Source organism: Citrobacter sp. Cpo012 (assembly GCF_030333015.1).
Classification (GTDB): domain Bacteria; phylum Pseudomonadota; class Gammaproteobacteria; order Enterobacterales; family Enterobacteriaceae; genus Citrobacter; species Citrobacter portucalensis.
The window spans coordinates 261,203-279,721 of sequence record NZ_JAOWGR010000043.1 but is presented as its reverse complement, the minus strand read 5'-3'; the positions used below and the strand labels follow the sequence as shown (position 1 = coordinate 279,721).

17 protein-coding genes and 1 pseudogene are annotated in these 18,519 nt (G+C 51.8%); 5 read left to right on the top strand and 13 right to left on the bottom strand.

Annotation, left to right across the window (positions count from 1 at the left end):
- The first annotated feature begins 12 nt into the window (after positions 1-12).
- From odhB to sucD, 3 genes are all read left to right on the top strand, one after another.
- A complete protein-coding gene (gene odhB / locus OGX90_RS21160) occupies positions 13-1,236 on the top strand; it encodes a 2-oxoglutarate dehydrogenase complex dihydrolipoyllysine-residue succinyltransferase (RefSeq protein ID WP_003022925.1) in 1,224 nt (407 codons plus the stop codon).
- A 90-nt stretch (positions 1,237-1,326) separates the two neighbouring features.
- Complete coding sequence (gene sucC / locus OGX90_RS21155) at positions 1,327-2,493, top strand: ADP-forming succinate--CoA ligase subunit beta (protein WP_003022927.1); 1,167 nt, start codon at positions 1,327-1,329, stop codon at positions 2,491-2,493.
- Positions 2,493-3,362: a succinate--CoA ligase subunit alpha gene (gene sucD, locus OGX90_RS21150; protein WP_003022929.1), complete on the top strand. Its 870-nt coding sequence runs from the start codon at positions 2,493-2,495 to the stop codon at positions 3,360-3,362. Before sucC ends, sucD begins: the two co-directional genes overlap by 1 nt.
- Positions 3,363-3,459: 97 nt before the next feature.
- Here the strand turns inward: sucD and OGX90_RS21145 are convergent, their stop codons facing one another.
- From OGX90_RS21145 to otnK, 8 genes are read right to left on the bottom strand one after another with little or no spacing between them, the layout of a single operon-like run.
- On the bottom strand, positions 3,460-4,113 hold the full coding sequence (locus OGX90_RS21145; RefSeq protein ID WP_032942725.1) for an aspartate/glutamate racemase family protein: 654 nt from the start codon (positions 4,111-4,113) through the stop codon (positions 3,460-3,462).
- Positions 4,110-4,529 (bottom strand): GlcG/HbpS family heme-binding protein, encoded by a 420-nt coding sequence (locus OGX90_RS21140; protein WP_048235851.1) that lies wholly within the window; start codon positions 4,527-4,529, stop codon positions 4,110-4,112. The genes OGX90_RS21145 and OGX90_RS21140 overlap by 4 nt, the downstream gene beginning before the upstream one ends.
- A 5-nt stretch (positions 4,530-4,534) precedes the next feature.
- On the bottom strand, positions 4,535-5,881 hold the full coding sequence (locus tag OGX90_RS21135; RefSeq protein WP_204191465.1) for a bile acid:sodium symporter family protein: 1,347 nt from the start codon (positions 5,879-5,881) through the stop codon (positions 4,535-4,537).
- A 21-nt stretch (positions 5,882-5,902) separates the two neighbouring features.
- Positions 5,903-6,715 (bottom strand): beta-keto acid cleavage family enzyme, encoded by an 813-nt coding sequence (locus tag OGX90_RS21130; protein ID WP_198801901.1) that lies wholly within the window; start codon positions 6,713-6,715, stop codon positions 5,903-5,905.
- Between the two features lie 28 nt (positions 6,716-6,743).
- Entirely contained in the window at positions 6,744-7,520 is a 777-nt protein-coding gene (locus OGX90_RS21125) for a hydroxypyruvate isomerase family protein (protein WP_286624653.1), read from the bottom strand.
- Complete coding sequence (locus OGX90_RS21120; protein ID WP_286624651.1) at positions 7,501-8,310, bottom strand: DeoR/GlpR family DNA-binding transcription regulator; 810 nt, start codon at positions 8,308-8,310, stop codon at positions 7,501-7,503. Before OGX90_RS21120 ends, OGX90_RS21125 begins: the two co-directional genes overlap by 20 nt.
- Positions 8,311-8,316: 6 nt before the next feature.
- On the bottom strand, positions 8,317-8,961 hold the full coding sequence (gene otnC / locus OGX90_RS21115; protein WP_008784146.1) for a 3-oxo-tetronate 4-phosphate decarboxylase: 645 nt from the start codon (positions 8,959-8,961) through the stop codon (positions 8,317-8,319).
- On the bottom strand, positions 8,958-10,214 hold the full coding sequence (gene otnK / locus OGX90_RS21110) for a 3-oxo-tetronate kinase (RefSeq protein ID WP_128316868.1): 1,257 nt from the start codon (positions 10,212-10,214) through the stop codon (positions 8,958-8,960). Before otnK ends, otnC begins: the two co-directional genes overlap by 4 nt.
- Positions 10,215-10,586: 372 nt before the next feature.
- Here otnK and OGX90_RS21105 point away from each other — a divergent pair, with 372 nt between their 5' ends.
- Positions 10,587-11,480 carry a PocR ligand-binding domain-containing protein gene (locus OGX90_RS21105; RefSeq protein ID WP_137377169.1) on the top strand — a complete coding sequence of 298 codons (894 nt, stop codon included), beginning with the start codon at positions 10,587-10,589 and terminating at the stop codon, positions 11,478-11,480.
- Here OGX90_RS21105 and cobA read toward each other — a convergent pair.
- Complete coding sequence (cobA, locus tag OGX90_RS21100; RefSeq protein ID WP_003831416.1) at positions 11,459-12,247, bottom strand: uroporphyrinogen-III C-methyltransferase; 789 nt, start codon at positions 12,245-12,247, stop codon at positions 11,459-11,461. The two genes, OGX90_RS21105 and cobA, sit on opposite strands and share 22 nt — an antisense overlap.
- Positions 12,248-12,652: 405 nt before the next feature.
- Between cobA and OGX90_RS21095 the strand changes: the two genes are divergently transcribed.
- Entirely contained in the window at positions 12,653-13,555 is a 903-nt protein-coding gene (locus OGX90_RS21095; RefSeq protein WP_003022936.1) for a LysR substrate-binding domain-containing protein, read from the top strand.
- Positions 13,556-13,637: 82 nt separating this feature from the next.
- Here the strand turns inward: OGX90_RS21095 and cobO are convergent, their stop codons facing one another.
- From cobO to OGX90_RS21075, 4 genes and pseudogenes are all read right to left on the bottom strand, one after another.
- Entirely contained in the window at positions 13,638-14,240 is a 603-nt protein-coding gene (cobO, locus tag OGX90_RS21090) for a cob(I)yrinic acid a,c-diamide adenosyltransferase (RefSeq protein WP_286624647.1), read from the bottom strand.
- A gap of 9 nt (positions 14,241-14,249) precedes the next feature.
- A complete protein-coding gene (locus OGX90_RS21085) occupies positions 14,250-15,902 on the bottom strand; it encodes a class I fumarate hydratase (RefSeq protein WP_286624645.1) in 1,653 nt (550 codons plus the stop codon).
- 109 nt (positions 15,903-16,011) lie between these two features.
- The gene (gene glsA, locus OGX90_RS21080) at positions 16,012-17,013 is read right to left on the bottom strand and encodes a glutaminase A (protein ID WP_032942734.1); all 1,002 of its coding nucleotides are present in this window, start codon (positions 17,011-17,013) and stop codon (positions 16,012-16,014) included.
- Between the two features lie 119 nt (positions 17,014-17,132).
- A pseudogene (locus OGX90_RS21075) lies at positions 17,133-18,414 on the bottom strand (dicarboxylate/amino acid:cation symporter); the annotation flags it as partial.
- Positions 18,415-18,519 lie beyond the last annotated feature (105 nt).

Below are 18,519 nucleotides of genomic sequence, written 5' to 3'. Positions count from 1 at the left end.
AAAGGATAAATAATGAGTAGCGTAGATATTCTTGTTCCCGACCTGCCTGAATCCGTAGCGGATGCAACGGTTGCAACCTGGCACAAAAAACCGGGCGATGCAGTACGTCGTGATGAAGTACTGGTAGAAATCGAAACTGACAAAGTGGTACTGGAAGTACCGGCATCAGCGGACGGTATTCTTGATGCGGTTCTGGAAGATGAAGGGACAACCGTCACTTCTCGCCAGATCCTCGGTCGCCTGCGTGAAGGCAACAGCACCGGTAAAGAAACCAGTGCTAAGTCTGAAGAGAAAGATTCTACTCCGGCACAGCGCCAGCAGGCGTCTCTTGCTGAGCAGAACAACGATGCCCTGAGCCCGGCGATCCGTCGCCTGCTGGGTGAGCATAACCTCGAAGCCAGCGCTATCAACGGCACCGGTGTCGGCGGTCGTATCACCCGTGAAGATGTTGAAAAACATCTGGCGAAAGCTCCGGCTGCGAAAGCCGAAGCAAAAGCGCCGGCTGCAGCACCTGCACCGCAGGCTCAACTGGGCGCGCGTGGCGAAAAACGTGTTCCGATGACCCGTCTGCGCAAACGCGTAGCCGAGCGTCTGCTGGAAGCGAAAAATTCTACCGCCATGCTGACCACGTTCAACGAAGTCAACATGAAGCCAATCATGGACCTGCGTAAGCAATACGGTGATGCGTTCGAGAAACGCCACGGTATCCGTCTGGGCTTTATGTCTTTCTACGTGAAAGCGGTTGTTGAAGCGCTGAAACGCTATCCGGAAGTGAACGCGTCCATCGACGGCGATGACGTGGTTTACCACAACTACTTTGATGTCAGCATGGCGGTCTCCACGCCGCGTGGCCTGGTCACGCCGGTCCTGCGTGATGTGGATCTGCTGGGTATGGCTGACATTGAGAAGAATATTAAAGAACTGGCAGTTAAAGGTCGCGACGGCAAGTTGACGGTCGAAGATCTGACGGGTGGTAACTTCACCATCACTAACGGTGGTGTGTTCGGTTCCCTGATGTCCACGCCGATCATCAACCCACCGCAGAGCGCCATCCTGGGTATGCATGCCATCAAAGATCGTCCGATGGCGGTAGACGGCAAGGTTGAAATCCTGCCGATGATGTATCTGGCGCTGTCTTATGACCACCGTCTGATCGATGGTCGTGAGTCAGTAGGCTTCCTGGTAACCATTAAAGAGTTGCTGGAAGATCCAACGCGTCTGCTGCTGGACGTGTAGTTAATAAGAGTATCACCTGCCCCGTAGGTCTGGACGCTTATCAGACCTACGGGTAAAAGATAACGATTACCTGAAGGATGGACAGAACACATGAACTTACATGAATATCAGGCAAAACAACTTTTTGCCCGCTATGGCTTACCGGCACCGGTGGGTTATGCCTGTACTACTCCGCGTGAAGCCGAAGAAGCTGCATCTAAAATCGGCGCTGGCCCGTGGGTAGTGAAATGTCAGGTTCACGCTGGTGGCCGTGGTAAAGCGGGCGGTGTGAAGGTGGTAAACAGCAAAGAAGACATTCGCGCTTTTGCTGAACACTGGCTGGGTAAACGTCTGGTCACTTACCAGACAGATGCTCATGGCCAACCGGTAAATCAGATTCTGGTTGAAGCCGCGACCGACATTGGTAAAGAACTTTACCTCGGCGCAGTTGTTGACCGTAGCTCCCGTCGCGTGGTCTTCATGGCCTCTACCGAAGGCGGCGTGGAAATCGAAAAAGTAGCGGAAGAAACCCCGCACCTGATCCACAAAGTGGCGCTCGATCCGCTGGCAGGCCCGATGCCTTACCAGGGTCGTGAGCTGGCGTTCAAACTGGGTCTGGAAGGTAAACAGGTTCAGCAGTTCACCAAGATCTTCATGGGTCTGGCGACTATCTTCCTGGAGCGCGATCTGGCGCTGATCGAAATCAACCCGCTGGTTGTGACCAAACAGGGTGATCTGATCTGCCTCGACGGCAAACTGGGCGCTGACGGCAACGCACTGTTCCGCCAGGCTGATCTGCGCGAAATGCGCGACCAGTCTCAGGAAGATCCGCGTGAAGCGCAGGCTGCACAGTGGGAACTGAACTACGTCGCACTGGACGGTAACATCGGTTGTATGGTTAACGGTGCGGGCCTGGCAATGGGCACCATGGACATCGTTAAGCTGCACGGCGGCGAACCGGCTAACTTCCTCGACGTTGGCGGCGGTGCGACCAAAGAGCGTGTAACCGAAGCGTTCAAAATTATCCTCTCTGATGACAATGTTAAAGCCGTACTGGTTAACATCTTCGGCGGTATCGTACGTTGCGACCTGATCGCTGACGGTATCATCGGCGCGGTAGCAGAAGTAGGTGTAAACGTTCCGGTTGTGGTACGTCTGGAAGGTAACAACGCTGAACTCGGCGCGAAAAAACTGGCTGATAGCGGCCTGAATATTATTGCAGCGAAAAGTCTGACGGATGCAGCTCAGCAGGTTGTTGCCGCAGTGGAGGGGAAATAATGTCAGTTTTAATTAATAAAGATACCAAGGTTATCTGCCAGGGCTTCACCGGTAGCCAGGGGACATTCCACTCCGAACAAGCGATCGCTTACGGTACGCAAATGGTCGGTGGCGTTACGCCGGGCAAAGGCGGCACCACGCATCTGGGTCTGCCAGTGTTCAACACCGTACGTGAAGCGGTAGAAGCGACCGGCGCAACCGCCACTGTTATCTATGTTCCGGCACCGTTCTGCAAAGATTCAATTCTGGAAGCAATCGATGCAGGCATCAAGCTTATCATCACCATCACCGAAGGTATCCCAACGCTGGATATGCTGACCGTGAAAGTGAAGCTGGATGAAGCTGGCGTACGCATGATCGGCCCGAACTGCCCAGGCGTTATCACTCCGGGTGAATGTAAAATCGGTATCATGCCGGGCCACATTCACAAGCCGGGTAAAGTGGGTATCGTTTCCCGTTCAGGTACCCTGACCTATGAAGCGGTTAAGCAGACCACCGACTATGGTTTCGGCCAGTCTACCTGTGTGGGTATCGGTGGCGACCCGATCCCTGGCTCTAACTTCATCGACATCCTGAAGCTGTTCCAGGAAGATCCGCAGACTGAAGCAATCGTCATGATCGGTGAGATCGGCGGTAGCGCGGAAGAAGAAGCGGCTGCTTACATCAAAGATCATGTAACCAAGCCGGTTGTAGGTTACATCGCGGGCGTGACTGCGCCGAAAGGTAAGCGTATGGGTCACGCGGGTGCGATTATCGCGGGTGGTAAAGGTACAGCGGATGAGAAATTCGCTGCGCTGGAAGCTGCAGGCGTGAAAACTGTTCGTAGCCTGGCCGATATCGGCGAAGCGCTGAAAACCGTTATTAAGTAAGAAATAAAAAAACAGCCCTGACTCTCTGCATAGTCAAGGGCTGGTCCCGTTTCGACATGGTTGGCCATCTGATGATGGCCTTTTTTTTGCCGGGAATTTACCGTTCAGCCAGCGTTTTCAACCAGCGAATTCCGCTTTCCGGTGAGGTCATTACCGGCACCGGCGGGGAAGGGAGCTGTTGTAAAACGCGCGCCATCGAAGCCTGCGCCAGCATCACAACATCCGCCTGGGTAAAGGCGCTCTGTAACCCTTCACTGACGATACGGTCATGGGTATCCATATCTCCCGCCAGCAGCGCGTGGAATGCATCCTCCATTAATACAGGCGTAATGGTTCGTGATTTACCGCTTTGCTGAACTTTACGCTGGACGTAATCCAGCGTTGGCTTCAGCGTGGTTGCCACAGTTGCCAACACGGCGATCCGCTCGCCTTTTCCAATCGCCTCTTCCACCATCGCGCAGTCAATGCGCGCGAGCTGGAGTGGAGTCATAAACTGGCATTGCTCCACCGCAGTACCAATTGAAGAACAGGCGGTAATAAAGATATCGCAGTCCGCCTTTTCAGCAATATGCACATAGTCGGCGATGCGGGCGGCAATATTTGGTGATACGCCTCCGGCTTTCATCACCTGTTTAATCATCGACTCCTCGACCAGATGCATCACTTCCACTTCCGGCATAATGTCGGCGATCAGCTGTTGCATCATTGCAAGGGTGGCTGCACTGGTATGCAGCATGGCGACCTTTTTCATTGGGCAATCTCCTTAAGTAATATTTCTGCGACGGACAGCGCCGCATCATGATCTTCCTGCGCGGATAAACCGCCCACCGCGACGGCTCCAAGGCATTTCCCCTGGTGCAGAATCGGGATCCCGCCCGGCAGCGCCGTAAAACGCGGATCGGCAAAATAGCTAATATCCAGCTGCTCTTTTTGCAGACGCTGTAAAAATGCCTGCGTGGTGCAGCCCAGGCGGCTGCTGGTGCGCGCTTTACGCTGGGTTAACTCGATGGTTAACAGTTTGGCGTTATCCATCCGCGCAAAGCTAAGCAGTTCTCCATTGGCATCGCATACGGCCACACTTAACGGGCGATTTGCATAACGTGTTTCGGCGAGTTCGAGCGCACAGGTTACGGCGCGCAGGGCGTGTCCCAGAGTGAGAGTTGTCATCGTGATTATCCTTTCGACAGATTTTCGCAAGCAGGTTGAACGGGATCTTTGGCTGCTGCTACCTGCGCCTGTCTGGCGTCTTTTTTGCGCCAGTAGTTAGCGAGCAGCGAGCCGCTAACGTTACCCAGCGGTGTCATCACCGCTGATGCGAGTCCAACCGTTGCCAGTTTGCCCATCGCGGCGGCAAGCCCTGACGCCATACCGCCGTTTTGCAGGCCGACTTCAAAGGCCACGGTACGGGCAGACTGCACGTCCATGCGGAAGATCCAGCGGCTCATCAGATAACCAATCAGGAAGCCGCCGAGGTTATGCATCAACATGGCGAAGCAGAGCAGGAAACCGACCTGCACCAGGTTGTCGCGCCCGGCGGCGGCGGCGGTGGTGGTAAAGAAAATGATCCCCATCATTGAGATGGTTGGCATGACCTTCTTCACGCCCGCCACGCGGCCATACAGCCAGTTGTAGAACAATGCCCAAACGAGGCCGCCTGCTACGAAGTTGAGGACCACCGCGTACATCTGCGCTTCGGCGCTGGCATGACCAAACAGCGCGTCCCAGCCGCCGGCAATCATATACAGCAGCCAAATTGCGCCGATCCCGGCCAGCATCTGGACAACACGGCGTCCGCGCACGCCTGCATAGGTTTTCAGATAGTCATGCAGAATTGCTGCGCCGATGGGAATTAATACGATTTTCACCACGTCCATCACCATCGCGGTGAGCTGGATATCAATCATTGAACCCGCCAGCAGATTAACCCACAGCGGCGTCATTACCGTTGCCGCCAGCGTTGAGACTGCGGCGATTGATACCGCCAACGCGAGGTTGGCGTTGGCGATGTAAACCATCACCGTCGACGAGAGACCGCTGGGGCAAGCGCCAATCAACAAAATGCCCACCGCTACTTCAGGCGGAAAATCAAAGATCAGGGTAATGCTCAGGCCGAGCAGGGGCATGATCACGAAATGGCAGAAGGTACCGATAAAAACTGCCCACGGCATTTTGGCGACATCAATAAAATCCTGGATCGTTAGCTTGGTGCCCATGCTGAACATGGTGGCCTGAATCACAAGGAACACGATCCATTTATGGGTGATATTGAAACCGCCCCAGACGATCAGATCCGTAGACCAGGTCATGGCGGCAACAAAACCGGCGATGATCCACAACGTAAACTGATAGCTGCGTAAACCAGGCCAGTAGCCTGCACCGGCGGCGAATCCGACGGTAAACATCACCAGCCCCGGCTGCCACAGCGCCGTGGACTGGATGAGCGCGCCGATAATCGCCAGCGCCGCGCCCGCAACGCTGACGCCGAGTCCGGTTTTGTGAATAACAGTGGTCATAGTCATGTTGAAATGTCCTTGCTGTTGTTATTGCTGCCGGGGTGGAATAGATAACATGCGCCGCGCAATTTCCGGCGTAGCAACTTTTTTATCCATACTGCGAATGAGCGTAGCGAGTTTGGCGACCTGCTGATAATTATGCTGAGCTTTCTCTTCGACGCTTAAATAATAACTATCTTCAAAGCCGATTCGCACTTCACTGGCACCCATAGCGACCGCGGCAGCGATAATATCGAAATTCTTTCTGCCAAAATGAGTAATTCCCCATAAGGCGTCGCGTGGGATCATACTACGCAGAGCAATTAATGCATCAACGGTTGCAGGCGTACTGCCGCGGTGACCGAGAACGATATTAAAGAGCATAGGTCTTTGAAAGTTTATTTTATCTTCAAGGTTCAGGATGTTATTAATCATGCCGATTTCAAAAACTTCAAACTCTGGAATAATATTGCGTTCAGTTATTTGCCGTGAACAATATTCCACGTCCGGACCGGGATTAAAATACACCGCATCACCGAGGTTAACGGAACCGACGTTCAGCGAGGCCATCTCCACGCCAGGGCAGGCCAGTGGCGCGCAGCGCTCGGCGATGGACATCGAAGAGACGCCGCCGGTAGAAGCCTGAATAATCAGGTTTGAATGGCGCATAACGCGGTCAATGGTTGCCTGAAAGTCGGTAGTATCTGGCGTCAGGCGTCCCTGTTTATCGCGAACGTGTAAATGGACGATGGACGCGCCATGTTCTACGCTGGCGAGTATTTCCTGCGCCAGTTCTTCGGGTATAACTCTGGGGCAATCCGCGGCAACGGGTGCCAGCGAAATAATAACAGTATCCGACATTTTTTCCTCCGGTACAGAGATATTAAAATTACAGGTAAGGCGTTATCCAGCGTAATGATTCCGGCCCTGATGTTGACGGTTGATATTCACAGCCAATCCAGCCCTGGTAATTCATTTTTCTTATAAAATTAAATAGCCATGCTTCATTTAACTCCCCGGTTCCTGGTTCATGGCGATAAGGAACAGAAGCGATTTGAAAATGTTTAATAAGTGTAAAATAGCGTTCGATATTTTTCGCCACGTTGCCATGAGTTTTCTGACAGTGGTAAATATCAAACTGTAAGCCGATATTCTTCTTACCAACCTCGTGAATGATAGATTCAGCCAGCGGGAAACTGTCAATAAAATAACCGGGCATATCCTGCGAATTTAATGGTTCAATCAGTACATCGATTTCCGCGTCTGCCATCACATCGCAGGCGATGCGCAGTCGATTCGTCAGGAGGTCGCGCTGGACGTGCAGCGTCAGGTCATTGCAGCGCAAGCCGGACATAACGTGAACCCGGCGACAGCCCAGCGCCGTGGCGTAATCTCGCGCCACGTTCAGGCAGTGATGAAATTCCTGGTCTCGACCGGGCAATGCAGCGAGTCCCCGTTCACCCTGTGCCCAGTTGCCAGCCGGGGCGTTCATCAGCACCACCGGCAGAGATGTTTCCCGCTGAGCGGCCCGCAAATGCTCCAGCGGGTGCTGCCAGAGAAACAGCCCTTCTACGCCGCGAAAACCGGCTGCTTTTGCCGCCTGAAATCGACCCGCTATCGGTAAATCAGTAAATAACCAGTCGAGGTTAGCCGCTAACTTCAGCATGGCGTGCACCCTCCCGGCCATCAACCAGATGCAGCTTAACGCCCTGGCTGACAATAGTCTGCTGCGCATTTTCCGGTAACCGGTTATCAGAAATAATGTCGGTTAACTGCCCCAGCCCACAGATGTGGAACATGCCGTATTTGCCAAATTTACTGCTGTCACAGACCAGTACCCGACGCCGGGAGACGGTAAGCACCGCTTCTTTGACCGAGGCTTTCCCTTCACTCGGCGTCGACATGCCGCGCTCGGTATCCCACGACGATGAACTGAGAAACGCCACATCAATATTAATGGTGCGCAGAAAACTGGCGGCGCTTTTGCCAAGACATGAGCGGTTACGCTGATCCACCAGACCGCCGGTGTGATAGAGCGTAATGTGTGGCATATCCATCAGATAGTGGCTGATGGAAAAATCGTTGGTGACTACCGTCAGATTGAAACAGTGGCTGGCGGCTACCGCTTTCGCCACTTCAAACAACGATGTTCCGGCATCCAGATACAGCGTTTGTCCGGGCTCAATGAGCATTGCGGCGAGCTGGCCCATTTTGCGCTTCACATCATGATTCAACTCGGCTTTTTCCCGCCACGGCAGTTCGGATTTCAGCAGGTTATTGAGCTTCACGCCGCCGTTAATGGCGATAACTTTGCCTTCTTCTTCCAGCAACTGAATGTCGCGACGTACGGTCATATGCGACACGCTCATTAGATCTGCCAGTTCATTAAATGAGGCAGCATTTTTTTCGTGCACGTAGCGGTAGATAAAATCACGTCGTTGCTCGGGGATCATCATGTCACCTCACGCTTGCCGGGAATGTTCAAGTTCGGCCACCGCCTCTTCTGAGAGCGGAACATAGCCGAGCGGTTTTAATGTCAGCCAGATGCGGGCGCTGTCTTCTAGTTCCTCGGCGTTAAACACCGCCTCACGCAGCGAGCGACCGCTTACTACCGGCCCGTGATTGGCCAGCAACGCAGCCGTATGATCTGCCGCGATTTCACTCAGTGCGCTGGCAATGCCTTCATGGCCGGGCTTGAAATAAGGCAGCAGCGGTAGCTGTCCGACGCGCATCACATAGTATGGCGTTAGTGGCGGTAGACAGTTTTCTGGCGTAGAGCAAGGCAGACAGGAGAGCGCGGTCAGCCATGGAGAATGCAGGTGCACAACCGCGCCGCAGGATGGCCGATGCCGATACCACGCCAGATGCATGGGCACCTCTTTTGACGGTTTGTCGCCGCTAAGATGCACGCCGTTGGCATCCAGCCTACTTAGCGTGGCAGGATCAAGCTCACCCAGGCAGGAGTTAGTCGGGGTCACCAGATAGCCGCCATCCGGCAATTTGACGCTGAGGTTGCCGGAGCCGCCGCTGCTGTAACCACGCATAAACAAGGAACGGCCATAGTGGACGAGTAGTTCGCGTAGTTGGTGTTCACTCACCGGATTCATAATGCGTACTCCTGGGCTGTAAAAAAGAAATCTTCGTCACCAAAGTTGCCTGACTTCAGCGCCAGCGCCAGACCGGAGGAAAATACCCACGGCACGCCAGGCGCAATGGCTTTGCCAACGGACAGACGCTTCACCTGCAGTGCCTCTACCACGGTGCCGGATGTTTCTCCGCCTGCGACGATAAAGGTGTTTACACCTGCAACTTGTAGCTTTGCGCTCAGTCGGGAAAAAGCGTGTTCGATCGCCTGGCTGGCAGTCTGTTCGCCGTACTCTTGTTGAATGCGTTGGAGTACGTCTGGCGGCTGGGTGGCGTATATCATCGGCGCGAATGGGTCGTTGATATGCGTCATCGCCCAGGCACACAGTTCATCAGTGTAGCGTTCTGTATCAGACAGGCAGCGGGCCACGTCGAGTACACGAGAGGCTGCTGCGGCCTTATAGCGATTGACCTGACGATTACTCATTGCAGAACAGCTACCGGAGAACACCACCGTGTTAGCGGGTAGTGGAAAAGCGTCCGGCGGCATGGTTTGCTGAGTTCCGGTGCAGGCGGCCAGTGCGCCACCGAGCCCGGAGCCCCCGGCTAACAGAGGGCTGGCATGGAGTGCCTGCGCCAGCGTGGTGAGATCTGCTTCATCCAGCGTATCGACGATAACGTGACGCGTACCTTCAGCCTGAAGTTGGGCCAGAGCGTCAGTGACCGCTTCCACACCTTGACGCAGCGTCGTGAGGTTGATGCAACCAACCTTGCCTGGCGTTTGCGCGCTCAGCAGGCGTGGCAGGCTGGCATCGGTCATAGGATTAAGCGGATGCTTTTCCATCCCGGATTCGTTAAGCAGTACGCCGTTTACAAAAAGATGGCCATGCACCACCGTGCGCCCGTTTTGCGGCAGGGCGGGGCAGTGGACGATCACGGGTGTACGCAGGTCGTTCATCAACGCATCGCTGACCGGTCCAATATTGCCTGTTGGCGTGGAGTCGAACGTCGAACAATATTTAAAATAGATCTGGCGGACACCTGCCTTTTGTTTCAGCCAGCGGGCACAGGACAGAGATTGTGCGATGGCCTGTTCTGCGGGTAATGAGCGGCTTTTCAGCGAGATGACGATAGCGTCAACCTCTTCATTCCAGCATTGAGTGGTATCAGGCATTCCGGGCAGTAGCGCAACGCGCCACCCCTGCTGCGCCATAAAGCTTGCAATGTCCGTTGCGCCGGTGAAATCGTCGGCGATAACGCCTGTGGTGACGGCCATGGATCAACTCCGTTCAGATTGTTTGCTAATTGAACATATTATTCAGGAGGGACTTTCACATTCACATGATGATTATCACAAATAAGCACATCATTGATTCACGGTAAAAATGAGTAATCTATTGAAAATAATGGATAAAGATGTTTTGTTTTGCGAAAAGAGTCTCACAAGAGAGTGTGAAGATTCGTTAATCTTTGAGAAAGCGAAGTCAGTAGTATGCAGCGGAGTATTATCGAGGTCGCTTTAACTCTCTTGCCAATTGATCATAATCATCTGCATAAATGAGATTATTTTTTGCGGTGAGCATCATTCTTTCTCTTGATTAAATTCTGCATATTACCGGCTTTAATTTCATTAATGCCGGAGGATACCGTGTCGTTGAAAATCCAGGATGATTATCTACAACGTTTTTTCTCGATAGCAAAAGTATTCTCCAGTGCGACTGGATTAGCCACGGTTGTGGTTGATGTAAACGGAAAAACTCTCTCGGATTGCCATAACTTTAATTCGTTCTGCACATTAATGCGGGCGGATGAACGCTATTGTACGAGTTGCCAAAAGTGTGACAAATATTGTGCTTTTGAAGGTTTAAAACACCTTAAACCCAGAATACTCAGCTGCCACGCAGGGCTAAGTCTGTTTTCTATGCCATTAATTCGCGATGGGCATCTGTACGGTTTTATGCTCTGTGGGCAGGTGCGGGCAAAATATCAGGAATATAAAACTATCGTTATTGATAATGAATGCTCATGGATGGATGAACCAAAAATAAAAGCTGAATGGAGTCAGGTGGCGGTAGTCGATAATAACACGCTGGTGGCATCAGCTAATTTATTAAATTTTATTGTTGATAATTTTGAGACAGAACAGCAACAACCTGATGAGTTTGTTATCCCGTCGACCAGTTACATGCGTCATTATTTTACAGAGCCTTCCCGACACGAGAAAAAACTTCTGGCAGCGTTGCGTTATATTGATGAGAATTTATATAGTGAATTATCCCTGGAATCCGTAGCAGCTCACGTTTGCTTAAGCGCAAACTATTTCAGCCGTTTTTTTAAGAAACGGCAGGGCGTTAACTTTAAAACCTGGGTGAATCAGAAAAAAATGCAAAAAGCGGGGGAGTTATTGCACGATCCCGTTCATTCAATAGACAGCATTGCCCGGAAACTCCAATACGCACAAACCAGTTACTTTTGCCGTGTTTTCCGGGCGGCGCATCAAACGTCGCCCCAGTCTTTTCGTCATGCCAGACTGTCACAGTAAAGGTTTTCCGGCAGCGTGATGGCTTCAGGGATAAAAGAGAGCCGATCGCTCAGGGTTACCACATCACCAATCACTATCAGCGCAGGGGGGAGGATGTTAGCTTCCTGCGCCTTGCTCAGTAGTGAACCGAGCGTACAGGTCAGTCGGCGTTGGTTATCCCGGGTGGCGGACATAATTAGCGCTGCAGGCGTATCTGCTGATTTTCCACCCATCAATAATTCCTCACAGATAAACGCCAGATTGGCGATACCCATGACGATAACCAGCGTACCATTCAGTTTGGCCAGCTGACGCCAGTCCTGCTGTTGGTTGCCCTCCCGCGTATGACCGGTTACCACGTGAAATCCCGAGGCGAAATCGCGGTGTGTTACCGGAATCCCGGCATAGGTCAGGCCACCAATGGTTGAGCTGATACCTGGCACCACTTCAAACGGGATGCCCGTCTCGACGAGATCTTCAACTTCTTCAGCCCCACGTCCAAAAACATACGGATCGCCGCCTTTCAGACGCACAATATTATTGTGCGTTTGGGCATACTGGACAAGCAGTGCATTGATTTCATCCTGCGGTACACAATGGAAACCCGGGTTTTTGCCGACATTGATAAGCAGACAATCAGGTAATGCCCATTCCAAAATTTTAGGATTGACCAGCCGATCGTAAATAATGACATCAGCCTGTTTAATGCACATCATTGCTTTGAGGGTAAGTAATGAAATATCACCGGGACCTGCCCCAACGAGCCAGACCTTTCCGAAAGTTTTCACATTGTGTCCTTTATCACATCGATCAAAAAAAGGCAGAAACCACATCAAGGAATGATAAAAAGCAGTCGTTTGCCCGTAAGTTATAACGTGAAATTATCCAAAATTATCGCACTGATAATATTGATTAATCTCGCAAAGTTTTTTCTGCAATAAACAAGATAACTTGAAAAATTATTAAGAACTTATTGGCACCATTTGCTTAGGTTTAACCTTATTTAAATTGTGTTTATTGCTGCTCTTGAGTATTATTGGTTAATATTTATCCACCATCAGTGTGAGTAAATCATGGATTGGATCAATGACATTAATGGATGAAATAAAATATAACTCTCGGTGCTTATCTGGGTAGCTTGAATTATTTTTTATAAATTAAACTGTTTTTGTACGCTGCATATGGAAGAGGTTATGAGAGGAAAAATACCCAAGACGGAGTTGCTGGTAACTTTTGAAGTTGTTGCGCGTCACGAAAGTTATACCCGGGCAGCTGAAGAGCTGGCTTTGACACAAAGTGCTGTTTTCCGCCAGGTAAATGCACTGGAGGATTTTCTCAATACCGCGCTATTTAATCATGCCAAAAAACGCATTTTCTTAAATGCGGCCGGCAAACACTATTTAAGTATCGTTAAAGAAACGTTAAATAAACTTGAACGAGATACGACGACGATAATGACCTGGCAGCCGACGGTACAGGTTATTGAGCTGGCGGTGAATCCGACGTTCAGCACGCACTGGCTGATCCCAAACCTGCGTGAATTTAACAAACTTAATCCTGATATTATCGTGAACATTCATTCCCTGGCGAATATTGGTGATTTTCTCAATCGAGAGTATGACGCGGCAATCATGCGCGAAGACTTTTATTCTCCATGGTCAGGGGTTGAGTACCTGTTTGAAGAGGAAATTCTGCCGGTTTGCAGCCGCTGTTTGCTGGCCGAACCGGAACGAAAACTGGCGGTGAACGAATTACTAAACGAATTTCCGCTCTTACACCAAAGCACGCGCATCAAAGGGTGGCAGGAGTGGTTTGCGCTGTCAGATGTCAGCAGTCCGCTAGTGAATAAAGGTCCGAGATTTGATTTGTTATCGATGCTGATCGCGGCGGTCCGTTCTAATCTGGGCGTTGCGCTGCTCCCACGTTTTGCCATTCAGCACGATCTGGACAGCGGTGATATGGTCATTCCTTGCGATGTTCCAATGCGTACCGGGAATCGATTTATTATGACGTGGCGTGAAGAGAAATCGGAATCCGAGCATTTACAGATTTTCCGTAACTGGTTGCTCAGTAAGTCCGTGGTATCGGCTGCCTGAAGGTGGCTTGCGCCTTATCAGGCCTACAACGATGGGTAGGCCGGATAAGACGCGTTAGCATCGTTATCCGGCAAAAGAACGGCTACCAGTCGATCCCAACCTGTGCCTGAATACCGCGGTCAAACGCGTGTTTGACCGGGCGAATTTCACTGACCGTATCGGCCAGTTCCAGTAACAGCGTATGGCATCCGCGTCCTGTGACGATAACGCTCTGACCGGCAGGACGATTTTCGATAGCGCTGATAACCTCCTGGGTATCCAGATAGTGGTAAGCAAGCATGTAGGTGAGTTCATCCAGCACCACTAGATCGTAATGCGCATCAGCCAGCATGCGCTTACTTTCCTGCCAGACAACCGTTGCCGCCTCGATATCTGCTTGCCGATTTTGGGTTTCCCAGGTAAATCCGGTACCCATAATATGGAACTCGACGCCGAGGGGGTGCAGGGTGTTGTACTCGCCATTGTCCCACAGACCTTTAATAAACTGCGCGATGCCAACGGTTTTTCCGTGACCCACTGCGCGCGTTGCCGTGCCAAAGGCTGCGGTGGATTTTCCTTTTCCGTTGCCGGTGAAGACAATCAGGATCCCTTTCTTCTCCGTTGCCGCCGCTACGCGGGTATCAACCTGCTCTTTCAGCTTCTGCTGACGCTGACGGTGTCTGTCGTTATTGGCGCGCGCTTCCATGGAAACTCCTTAATGCCCTGCCGGACAAGTTGCGCAGCGATGCTGCTGCTCGAACTGGCTAAAGAAGTTATTGCCTTTGTCATCCACTAATACGAAGGCCGGCATATTTTTAACTTCCATCATCCATACGGCTTCCATTCCCAGTTCGGGATATTCAAGACACTGCAGGCTTTTCACGTACTGCTGCGCCAGCAGGGCTGCTGCACCGCCAATGCTGCCGAGGCTAAATCCACCGTGTTTGTGACAGGCATCAGTGACCTGCTGGCTGCGGTTACCCTTGGTGAGCATAATGAGGCTGCCGCCTTGTGCCTGGAAAGCATCGACATACCCATCCATGCGCCCGCCGGTGGTGGGCCCCATCGAGCCACAGGCCTGATTTTCCGGGGTTTTGGCGGGTCCTGCGTAGTAAACGATATGCTTTTTCATGTATTCCGGCATCGGTTCGCCGTTATCCAGTCGCGCTTTGATGTTCGCGTGGGCGATATCGCGAGCGACAACAATCGGGCCGCTTAACGACAGGCGTGTACCAATGGGCAGAGCGGAAAGGTCATGCAGGATGTCACGCAGCGGACGGTTCAGATCCAGTTGTACGGTCTGAGCGCCGTTTTCTATCCGGTGAGAATCAGGAATGAATTTGCCCGGATTATGCTCGAGTTTCTCCAGCCAGATACCGTGTTTATTAATTTTGGCCTTAATGTTACGGTCGGCAGAGCAGGAGAGGGCCATTGCGATTGGGCAGGAGCCGCCGTGGCGCGGTAAGCGAATTACGCGGATATCGTGGGCAAAGTATTTGCCGCCAAACTGCGCCCCGATGCCAAACTCGCGGCTGGCATTGAGCAACTCGGCTTCCAGCGCCGTATCACGGAACGCCTGGCCCAGCTCGTTCCCGCTGGTGGGTAGATTATCGTAATATTTGGTTGAAGCCAGTTTGGCGACTTTCAGCGCCTGGTCGGCGGATAAGCCCCCAACCACAAAAGCGATGTGATACGGCGGACAAGCGGCAGTACCCAGTGATTTCATTTTTTCGATCAGGAACGCAGTGAGTTTTTCCGGCTGTAGAATGGATTTGGTTTCCTGGAACAGCGCCGCTTTGTTAGCTGAGCCGCCACCTTTATTGACGAACAGGAAACGGTATTCGTTACCTGGGGTGGCGCTAATATCGATTTGTGCGGGCAGGTTGGTCTGGGTATTGACCTCGGTATACATATCCAGCGGGGCATTTTGCGAGTAACGCAGGTTGTTTTCGGTAAAGGTGGAATACACGCCTTTGCTTAATGCTTCTGCGTCATCGCCGCCGGTCCAGACATGTTGTCCTTTGCTGGCCACAATGGTTGCCGTCCCGGTATCCTGGCAGTTGGGCAGTACGCCTTTAGCTGAAACCTCTGCATTGCGCAGCAGCTGCAATGCGACGTACTTATCGTTACTGCTGGCCTGTGGGTCGTGCAAAATGCTGGCAATCTGTTTTAAATGTCCGGCGCGCAGGAAAAATGAAGCCTCATAAAACGCCTGCTGAGCTAACAAGGTTAACGCTTCCGGTGCAACCTTGATCACTTCCTCTCCGTCTAACTCCGTTACCGTAACGTGCTGGTTACTAAGTAATTCATACTCGGTACTATCCTTACTCTGAACAAAGAGTTCCTGCCAGACAAATGGTTTAGACATGTTTACTTCTCACCTCTTCGTGTTGTTTACCGAATGGCGCTTCGCTTATCCGGCCTACGATTAACGCATTGGTGTAGGTCGGATAAGCGAAGCGCCATCCGGCGTAAAGTTATTTGGCTAAAAAGACATTGGCTTTTGTCGCTTCGGCGACATATTCGATAGTTTTCTGGGCACGAACGCTGTTTCCGGCTTCATCAAGCGGCGGAGAATAGACCGCAATCGCATATTCGCCTGGGACAACGGCAACCATGCCGCCGCCGACGCCGCTTTTCGCCGGGATGCCAACGGTGTACAGCCATTTACCGCTACCGTCGTAAAGCCCGGCAATTGCCATTTCTGCCAGCACCTGCGGAACATATTTCTCATTCAGCAACTGTTTACCGTTGAACGGAGATTTGCCTTTGTTCGCGAGTACGGCACCCATTTTGGCCAGTTGCTCAACGGTGATATCCACCGAGCACTGGCGGGTATAAATTTCAACGGCTTCGTCAGTGTTGCCATAGAAGCTGTTATAGGATTCCATCAGTTTGGCCAGCGCCTGATTGTGCTGGTTGGTTTCCATTTCAGATTTGAAAACCGGTTCGTTCACGGTGAGAGTGGCATCGGCCCAGACGTTCAGGTTGTCGAGGATTTTGTTCCAACGATCGGTTTTGTCTTTGGCTTCGATCAGGCTAACGGTGCTCATGGCCCCGGCGTTTACCAGAGGGTTTTCAGGCGCGCCTTTGGTCAGTTCAACGGCTAAACCTGAGTTGAATGGCATACCGGTGGCATTGGCGCCAAGTTTATCCAGCACTACCTGAGGACCGTGCTGCTCCATGGCGAGCGCCATGGTGAACACTTTACTCAGGGATTCCATAGGGAAAGGTTTGTTAACATCGCCAACCTGGTAGATCTTGCCGTCCACCGTCGCAATGGTGATGGCAAAATTTTTCGGGCTATAGGTCGCCAGAGCAGGGATGTAGTCGGCGACTTTTCCATCGTTGTTACTTTTGTACTTCTGATGAGCCTGTTCTATCAGCTTGGCGTAGTCGGGCGTGGTTTGCGCGAATGTGGTTGCGCTAAACAAGACGCTGAAAGAAAAGAGACTCACGCCGAGAATTGTTTTATTCATTATGCATTCCTGTTGGTGTTGTTGGGAAAACTATCCTGTAGGCCGGATAGGGGGTTCACGACGCCATCCGGCCTACGATTAGTTGTTGTTCTATTGTCAGGACAAAGCGATTTCCGTTTCGGTAACCGGACGTTCCTGCTCCGGGGACTTCACTGGTGCAGAGCCACGGCAACCCTGGCCGAAGTGTTCACCTTCCCAACGGCTGACAATGGCTGCTCCCATGGCGTTACTCATAACGTTCGTGGCGGAACGACCCATATCGAGGAACGGATCGACACCCATCAGCAGAATCAGACCTGCTTCTGGAATGTTGAACTGGTTCAGGGTTGCAGCGATAACCACCATTGATGCGCGCGGTACGCCTGCCATTCCTTTTGAGGTCAGCATCAGGATTAACAGCATGGTGATTTGCTCGCCCATGCTCAGTTCGATGTTGCACGCCTGGGCAATAAAGACGGTGGCAAATGAGCAATAAGCCATGGAACCGACCAGGTTAAAGGAATAACCGATAGGCAGAACGAAGCTGGCGATTTTTGACGAAACACCGAATTTTTCCAGCTTGTCCAGCGTACCCGGGAAGGCGGCTTCAGAGCTTGAAGTGGTAAAGGCCAGCAGAGCGGGTTCGAGGATTGATTTAGTTAACCGTGCGATGCAAGGCCCGACGATCATAGTAGACAGGCCAATGAGGATCGCCCACAGCATACCCAGCGTCAGGTAGAACTCACCCATGAAGATCCCGGCGCTAACCATCACACCCAGACCACGTTCGGCAATCAGACCTGAAATAGCGGCAAAAACGGTCAATGGTGCAAATAGCATGACGTAACCCGTCAGCTTCAGCATGACGTGCACCAGTGAATCCAGCACTTTCACGATAGGATCGGCTTTTTCACCAATCGCAGCGAGGCTGCAACCGAGGAAGATTGAGAACACGACGATCTGCAGAATTTCGTTACGCGCCATCGCATCGACAATACTGGTCGGTACCGCGTGTGAGATGAATACTTTCAGCGTGAATGGCTCTGACTTAACGGCGGCAACGGCTCCGACGTCATGTGGCACAAAGTTGATACCTGCGCCTGGCTGGAAGATATTAACGATAACCAGACCCAGTGCAATTGACACCAGAGAGGCGCAAATAAACAGGAAGAAGGTTTTCGAAAATATACGTCCCAGCGTTTTGGCATCGCCCATTTTGGCAATACCTACAACCAGAGTTGAAATAACCAATGGAGCGATAATCATTTTCACCATACGTAAGAATATGGTGGTGAAAATGGAAATATCTGCTGCATAAGATTTTGCTGTTTCAGCCGCGGCCATATTATTTATAGCCACCCCGGCAATCATGCCGAGTATCAGGCCTAATATGATCATCTTCGTTAAACTAATTTTCTTCATGTGTACTCCATCGGATAAAGGCTGGTAATTGGAATTGTGTAGGGTGGCGTGCGCCTGAACCTGGACAGCAGCTCAGACGCACGCCTGTTGTGACCAACCGCATGA

Bases quoted from the DNA above. Each gene is read 5' to 3' on its own strand.
- OGX90_RS21120 (WP_286624651.1), bottom strand. From the start codon at position 8,310: ATGATGATCCCCGAGCAACGACGTGATTTTATCTACCGCTACGTGCAC.
- otnC (WP_008784146.1), bottom strand. From the start codon at position 8,961: ATGAATCCGGTGAGTGAACACCAACTACGCGAACTACTCGTCCACTAT.
- OGX90_RS21130 (WP_198801901.1), bottom strand. From the start codon at position 6,715: ATGTCGGATACTGTTATTATTTCGCTGGCACCCGTTGCCGCGGATTGC.
- sucC (WP_003022927.1), top strand. From the start codon at position 1,327: ATGAACTTACATGAATATCAGGCAAAACAACTTTTTGCCCGCTATGGC.
- glsA (WP_032942734.1), bottom strand. From the start codon at position 17,013: ATGAATAAAACAATTCTCGGCGTGAGTCTCTTTTCTTTCAGCGTCTTG.
- OGX90_RS21125 (WP_286624653.1), bottom strand. From the start codon at position 7,520: ATGCTGAAGTTAGCGGCTAACCTCGACTGGTTATTTACTGATTTACCG.
- cobO (WP_286624647.1), bottom strand. From the start codon at position 14,240: ATGGAAGCGCGCGCCAATAACGACAGACACCGTCAGCGTCAGCAGAAG.
- OGX90_RS21095 (WP_003022936.1), top strand. From the start codon at position 12,653: ATGAGAGGAAAAATACCCAAGACGGAGTTGCTGGTAACTTTTGAAGTT.
- OGX90_RS21085 (WP_286624645.1), bottom strand. From the start codon at position 15,902: ATGTCTAAACCATTTGTCTGGCAGGAACTCTTTGTTCAGAGTAAGGAT.
- OGX90_RS21140 (WP_048235851.1), bottom strand. From the start codon at position 4,529: ATGACAACTCTCACTCTGGGACACGCCCTGCGCGCCGTAACCTGTGCG.
- OGX90_RS21135 (WP_204191465.1), bottom strand. From the start codon at position 5,881: ATGACTATGACCACTGTTATTCACAAAACCGGACTCGGCGTCAGCGTT.
- odhB (WP_003022925.1), top strand. From the start codon at position 13: ATGAGTAGCGTAGATATTCTTGTTCCCGACCTGCCTGAATCCGTAGCG.
- OGX90_RS21145 (WP_032942725.1), bottom strand. From the start codon at position 4,113: ATGAAAAAGGTCGCCATGCTGCATACCAGTGCAGCCACCCTTGCAATG.
- sucD (WP_003022929.1), top strand. From the start codon at position 2,493: ATGTCAGTTTTAATTAATAAAGATACCAAGGTTATCTGCCAGGGCTTC.
- otnK (WP_128316868.1), bottom strand. From the start codon at position 10,214: ATGGCCGTCACCACAGGCGTTATCGCCGACGATTTCACCGGCGCAACG.